This window comes from Enterobacter sp. SECR19-1250 (assembly GCF_013391025.1).
Taxonomy (GTDB): domain Bacteria; phylum Pseudomonadota; class Gammaproteobacteria; order Enterobacterales; family Enterobacteriaceae; genus Enterobacter; species Enterobacter cloacae.
Window position 1 is genome coordinate 1 of record NZ_JACASJ010000164.1, and the last position, 6,543, is coordinate 6,543.

The 6,543-nt window shown below is 32.7% G+C and carries 6 protein-coding genes; 3 read left to right on the forward strand and 3 right to left on the reverse strand.

The genetic code is table 11. The annotated features are described in order from the left end of the window. Nucleotides 1–99 precede the first annotated feature (99 nt). A complete protein-coding gene (locus tag HX884_RS24675) occupies nt 100–477 on the reverse strand; it encodes a hypothetical protein (protein ID WP_014639992.1) in 378 nt (125 codons plus the stop codon). A 114-nt stretch (nt 478–591) separates the two neighbouring features. On the opposite strand from HX884_RS24675, the gene HX884_RS24680 reads away from it, so the two are divergent. From HX884_RS24680 to HX884_RS24690, 3 genes are all read left to right on the forward strand, one after another. Further along, nucleotides 592–1,287, forward strand: a complete 696-nt coding sequence (locus HX884_RS24680) for a hypothetical protein (RefSeq protein WP_154827273.1) — start codon at nt 592–594, stop codon at nt 1,285–1,287. A 191-nt stretch (nt 1,288–1,478) separates the two neighbouring features. Further along, the gene (locus tag HX884_RS24685; protein ID WP_001009043.1) at nt 1,479–2,156 is read left to right on the forward strand and encodes a hypothetical protein; all 678 of its coding nucleotides are present in this window, start codon (nt 1,479–1,481) and stop codon (nt 2,154–2,156) included. A gap of 76 nt (nt 2,157–2,232) precedes the next feature. Next, on the forward strand, nt 2,233–2,610 hold the full coding sequence (locus HX884_RS24690) for a hypothetical protein (RefSeq protein ID WP_178328934.1): 378 nt from the start codon (nt 2,233–2,235) through the stop codon (nt 2,608–2,610). 178 nt (nt 2,611–2,788) lie between these two features. Here HX884_RS24690 and HX884_RS24695 read toward each other — a convergent pair whose 3' ends face one another. Further along, nucleotides 2,789–4,597, reverse strand: a complete 1,809-nt coding sequence (locus HX884_RS24695; protein WP_178328935.1) for a phospholipase D-like domain-containing protein — start codon at nt 4,595–4,597, stop codon at nt 2,789–2,791. Then, nucleotides 4,587–6,362, reverse strand: a complete 1,776-nt coding sequence (locus HX884_RS24700; RefSeq protein WP_256737195.1) for an AAA domain-containing protein — start codon at nt 6,360–6,362, stop codon at nt 4,587–4,589. Before HX884_RS24700 ends, HX884_RS24695 begins: the two co-directional genes overlap by 11 nt. Nucleotides 6,363–6,543 lie beyond the last annotated feature (181 nt).

A 6,543-nucleotide genomic window follows, 5' to 3' on the forward strand; every position in this document is an offset into this window, starting at 1 on the left:
GAAGATTCCGACGTTACTAACTGAGTGTTGTATCTAATCGTGGGGGCAGGTCAATGTGCTCCCGGTTTCAATGCATATTGAACGACACCAGCGAAGCTCTTACCCCTTTTGATCTTCTGCATACCCTTCATCGGGTTTGCTCCATATGTCAGCATTTAGCAGGTGCTGGCGAAGCTCTTCCAGTTGTCGCTTCACAGCGAAAAGCTCTGTATGAGTAAGCTGGCTATCTTTACTCTTACTATCGATATGAAGAGCGATACGGTTTAGCTTCTGATTGATCTCACCCAGAGTCTTCCATGTTTCGATGTTTACAGGAGGTACATTCATGGGGAGCTTCTGCAAGGAAGCCATACGTAACCATTCACCTTTAGATGTAGAACCTCGTTTTGTGTTGAGTAATTGAAGTTCCGAGTTATTAAGACGGACACTGACACAGTGTGTTCGCAATGATCGTGGGTTGATATTAGATTGATTCATAAAAATTCCTTTTATTAGATTGATTACTCATTCCATGTGTAATAACTTATTTATAATAAGTTATAAATAAAAGTCAATGAATTGTGATGCTGAAATCAATTATAAGGAGAGTGAATGTATTTAATGATGCCTTTGCATATGCACATAGACTATGGTTTTGGTGCAACAGCAGAACAGTTTAAAGAATCAGCAGATTTATTATCGGCTTCTGAATCCATTAAGGATTTAGGTATGCCAGTCAATTATCTTAGACGACATGCAATCGAACTTTACCTAAAATCTTTAATTTATGTTTTGCACCGAAATTTTAAAATTCCATTCAGTAGTGGTGGTACTCTTGGAAAACCAAAAATTAAAGTGTTGGGAAAGGATTTTGAATTAGAAAACATGCATGACATCAGATTATTAACCATATATTTAATCGGTCAGCACAATAAGTTAATACCTTGTTTTTTCCACTTAGGAATAGGTGTAATTGAAAAGGATGTTTTAGATAAGATCAATAAGATAAATTCCATTGATTCTAAGAGTACTTTTTTTCGCTATCCTAAAACGGGAGATCACATCCAGGATATGAGAAAGTCATCTGTAAGACAAAAAAGTACGGAAGATATTATAAACTCGATGAACAAAAAAGAAGGGAAGTATGTGAAGGCTTTGCTATTAGTTGATGACGAGGATAACATAGTTGACTCATTTGACATGGATGTAGATGTATTCCCAGATTTAAATAAAAATCTTAAATATCTATGTGATTATTTTCATGATCTTCATGCGGCATACCGATGGGGTATATGTGATGGCAGGTGACTATATTTTTATTTACTTAGATAAATTTGCATGAAAAATATTTCCTTTTCAATCGTAGAGCAGAAAAGCAAGGCAACTCAGAGAAGCGGAGCTTCGGAGAGTTAGCCCTTGCTTAATGCTTCTGAATTGATAAAATGATATGATGAAGAGTTTGAACAGATAATGTATTAATTTATACACTGGGGTATAAAATGAATTTTGGTAAACTCTCACTTTTAGTAGTTGTCATTTTAAGTAATTCCTCTTTTGCATCGGATACTCCTTTGGTTCAACAATCATTGTTAAGGCAGAATGCAATAGAGTTATGTCGTGCCTTTGAAGCATCAGGATCTGAATTTACAATTTATGGAGAAGCTAATGGTGATATGGCAGTCAACTTAAAAAAGCTTAAAAGCCTGAATCTAGGGGAGTTAAATGCGAAGTTAGGCACTAATTATTCTAATTGGGAAGGAGTTCCGAAAGTAGAAAGGAAGGATCAACTCTCTGAAAATATCAGAATGTCTAATTGTACTTTGACAGCATTTAATATGCTATCTCAGGATTATAAAGAAAAAGTTGAATTACAGGATAGGAAACAAGAATTATTACGCCAGCAGGAAGTAGTTGAACAGGAAAATAAACTCCCCCGTAATTATATTGTCAGTGGTGACCGACTACGTTTATTGCCTGATCTATATATTGAAAAGAGGACTGATTATAGCATTGGTAATAAGTATTATCTAGAAATTACAACTCCTGAAAACGGCTTAATTAGAATGATTAATGGAACAAAAGAAGTGATTGATTACAAAAACAAGTCGTATTATATTTCATTCCATAGAAATAACCATAAGCAGATTGTCATTACATTGGAAAATAAAAAAGAATAAATAAATTTGAAATTCTATTTTTGATAAAGCATCCTTGTTAGATATTAAACAAGGGGGGGTCAAAATGAGAATATTTATGGTTTTATTACTGCTTATGTTGCCTACATATTATGTAAATGCTCAAAATATTTGTGTGGATTACAAAACAGATCCACAGGTTGATGCAAAATATGTTTTAACTATAAAAAGAAAAATGGATTTTGTTGAGTATAATGATGTGATAAAGGTTACTAAGTACGATCATAAGCTAATTCAGGTATTTGAAATTAAAAAGACAATTCCTGAGCTAAAAAAGGATAAACCTTCTACAAAATATGACATTCTTGACAATACAAAACTCTATATTAATATGTATTCCAAGGATAAGATTGATTTAAATAAAAAAACAGACTTTAATTGTATCTATATTGAGCTTAACAACAAGAGAAATAAAAAAAATTACCACATTAATTGACAATGACATTATTGCTGAGTTCAGATCGCGTTAAGAACAACAAATATTATTATATTAGATGATCATAAATAATATTGGCTTCCTTTTGTCACTTTCATTTAGTCATTTTCACATTGTTTATCTCATTAGGTATACTGGTTGAAACAGGATACCCTTTCTAAGATATCCTGCTGTCTGCTCAATAGTTAGGGGAAATTATAGAGAATATGTCTTTTTTCTCAATATAAACCCCCAGTTCATCATATGGGTTGCCATAAGCTGAGGCTGATAACCAATTAAGGCTTGTGATTAAAATATTATCATTGTCCCATGATAATATTTTTGCATGAGAGATTGGATCTTTCTTTTTCTCTAGAATAATTCCATTTGCACTTAAAGACTTACTTGTCTCTTCAAGTTGTTGGGTATTGATTCCCCCACTTAGAGATGAGTAATACATTTTTATGTTCAGCTTATTATTGTCTGTTATTGAACTTATTAAAGGTGTCAAAATAGGTCTTTCGGCATTATTACTAATCCTATGGCTTGCAATAAAGATGGTGCTTGTTGCTTTGTCCCTGGCATCTAAAACGTAATCGTGATGCTCATTTTTTGTGATGATTTTAATTTTTACATTTTTTTCAGTAGGATTTGCAGTAGCCAAATGTTGAGTAACTTTTTTTAACTCATAAGCTATGGCAGAAATAGATTTGCTTAAATTATTAGATACCCGCGACTTCCCTTTTGATAATATACTCAAAATATCTAATACTTCAGTTGTTAAGACATTATTTGTCGTAAATACAGAGCATTCATATCGATTGAATCCGCTCGCTAACCAGTTGCATGAACCTATTGTTGCACAATAACCATAATTTAAGGTATCACAAACTATAATTTTCGCATGTGAGCCTGTTGGATCTGAATGTATTGTAAAAAGTGAAGCTAACCCAAGTTGTACTATTTCCTCCTTATAAACATTAAGTCCACTAAGAAATTGATTATAACTGCCCATGCTTTTTTCATCATCAGGTTCCTCTTGACCCCATAATATATCGACTTGGACTCCTCGTTTAGCTGATTCAATTAGTTTATTAAAGATGTCTTGAAAATTTTTCAATTGGATAAAAGTTGAATGGATAATAATCCTGCTGAGAGATTTATCAATCAAGTCCAGAAGATGAGCTTTATGATTTTCAGCGCCGGATATTATTTGAAATTCGTTTTCGCCAATCAAGTGTTCTTCAAAATGATTTTCATAAGACTCTGTGCTAAAAATACTTAGTTTAGAACTCTTATTTTGAGAAGTGCTACTTTCTTTACGTTTTAAATTAGCAGCAGAAATTATATCTTCAGCCAATTCTTTTGAGATATCAGATGGAACACCTGTTATATTATCGGCCTCATCAACCTGAGCTATTGCAAAAAGTTTGTTTTGATAATATGGTCGATCATTTGCCCTTTCCTCATAGCCTATAACCTCTTCATCACTATCTTCAACACAATTTAGTATATCTGATGGATATGGTGCATATTTCGGGTTTTTTATATTTAACTCTGTAGCTATTGAGTTTTTATTCCTGAGCAATTCATTTGCTCTTTGTTTGTTATATATTTGATAGTTTTGGTTTCTGGCATTTACTCGATAACACTTTGCTATTTTAGGGTCAATTAAAAACTTCCTAGTAGATTCCATAGGCTCTCTTTCATAAGGAAGTTCGTCATGGTTAGCAACAATAAATCCAACATCAGTAATTCTGAAATTATATTTTGAGTCTAATTCTACTAATTCGACCCAACCCAATTTCATAAACGGTATTATTATTTCAATGATTAGTCTCTGCGGAAGATTTGACTTCAATGATAATTCTTCTATTGGATAAGAACGGCGGCTAATTTCTTGAAGTAAAAAATGATCTAAAGCTCCCCACCTATGACCCTTAAAAATTTTGAATTTATGTACGCCATAATGAAAAGGAATTTTTACATAAATATTTTTATTTTGCATTTTTCTTCCCTTGCTTTTTTGTTGAGTTACTCTCAATTAATAAAAGATTACCGATTTGAGCAGATGTTTCTAATTCATTAATTAATTTAGGAATGAATTCATATTCTTGTGAGCTCTCTTTTACTATACGATTAGACCAAGATTTAAGAAGTTCATATGATCCTATGATAATTAATTTATGCTTGGCTCGGCTGAGTAAAACATTTATACGACGTTGATCTGATAAAAAACCTAAGGCACTTTTTATTGTGCTTTTACCATTATTTCGGACTAATGATATTATTACAATATCTGCCTCACCACCTTGAAAAGAATCCACTGTAAGGCAGTAACCATCATTATCGTCAGGAGGAATGTAATTATTTAGAAGAGTTTTAAGCTCATTGTTTTTCTTTGCAATTTCTATGTGTTTGGAAATTAATTTTACTTGATTGGAATAAGGCGAAAGAATGGCTAATTTGATTTTTTTTGTAGGGTTGGTGTTTTTATCAAGATCTTTTAAAATGTCGATTATTTCTTTACATTCACTCTCGTTAGACCAAATTGGTTTATGTTCTCCGGCTCGACTTCCCTTTGTTTTTTGTACATCTTGTTGATTAATCCATACAAGTGCTGGCGTATCTTTTAATATTGACTCTTGCTTTATATTTATAACAGAATCAAAGTCTTTTGAAAGATATTTCAATTTTTTTTCAGCATCAGTAAATAACTCATTTTTATAAAAAACATTGGATATTACTTCCGCGATGTGAGGATGCATACGATGCTGGACTGATAACATAGAAGATAGTTTATTTTTTCGTTTTTGGCCTTTACCTGCTAACTGTTCAAACTTTTCATCTTGTTCTTCATCTTCTAAAATCAAAGACTCAAATAAATTTACATATTTTGTTGCTCGTAATCCTATTTCTCTTGCCTGTTCGTCATTGATTGATGAAAAGTAGCCATTGCGGATTAATTCATTTTTTAATTTGAAGTTGTTTATGCTATCAACTTCTTCGAAGGTGTTGGTTAGTTTTTTATTATTAGTTAATATTTTTTTTAGTTCAATGGAACGGTATGGTGGTAATTGACGGTGATCACCGATCATTAACCTTCTATAAGACAACAAAAGAGGACTGATTAGTTCTATCCCTGTAACTTTCCCTGTCTCTTCCATGATAGACCAATCAAATTGTGCTCTTTCCTTTATCATTCTTTCGACATAATCGGAATTTGTTGTAGCGAATATTAAGCTTGCTGATTTGATAAGTTGATTAATTAATGGGTATCTTTTTGCAGGTGAGGATTTAAGTAAACCAGCAATGTCATTCTTTAATTTATCATTAGATGAATTTTTAAAAAGATCGCTTTCTACAAACATCTTTAAGTATTCTAAGCCAGTCTCATCAGCACTGTTTACTACAATATTGTCCTCACCAGAAACTTTGTTGCATCTAATGATTATAGGGCCATTAATGCTTTTATCTTGCGTAACTAAATCTTTAACAACTTCATGGTAAAGATGCTGTACAGTAGCATGACTCTGTGCGGTGAATAATATTCTGCTGTTAGGTTCTTCTTTAAATATATATTGAGATAGGGCTTTTACTAAGTGAGTTTTACCAACTCCCGGAGGTCCCTGCACAAGGTTCATTGGTAAAGTTGATAAAACTTTTGAAAAAACTTTCTGTTTAGATTCATCTAATGAATCCATTATATCTTCTGCAACGATTTCTTCATTGCTTACTGTAAGGTGTGTGTTAGGTGAAGTAATTACATTCATCAATTCTACATGATTTTCAAGCATGTCTAATGTATTTGCATGTCGTGTTATTTGACGCAATGTACCTTCTAGAGAATCTGGAACAATATAAAGATCTCGCCAATCGGGAAGTGGTTTTTTAGAGGTGAAACGGCTTTGTTGAATAAATCAGATTTCGGGTAAGTCTCCCCCGTAGCGGGTT

What these genes read in the sequence shown, in the direction of transcription:
- HX884_RS24675 (WP_014639992.1), bottom strand. Translation starts at nt 477, where the DNA reads ATGAATCAATCTAATATCAACCCACGATCATTGCGAACACACTGTGTC.
- HX884_RS24680 (WP_154827273.1), top strand. Translation starts at nt 592, where the DNA reads ATGTATTTAATGATGCCTTTGCATATGCACATAGACTATGGTTTTGGT.
- HX884_RS24685 (WP_001009043.1), top strand. Translation starts at nt 1,479, where the DNA reads ATGAATTTTGGTAAACTCTCACTTTTAGTAGTTGTCATTTTAAGTAAT.
- HX884_RS24690 (WP_178328934.1), top strand. Translation starts at nt 2,233, where the DNA reads ATGGTTTTATTACTGCTTATGTTGCCTACATATTATGTAAATGCTCAA.
- HX884_RS24695 (WP_178328935.1), bottom strand. Translation starts at nt 4,597, where the DNA reads ATGCAAAATAAAAATATTTATGTAAAAATTCCTTTTCATTATGGCGTA.
- HX884_RS24700 (WP_256737195.1), bottom strand. Translation starts at nt 6,362, where the DNA reads ATGAATGTAATTACTTCACCTAACACACACCTTACAGTAAGCAATGAA.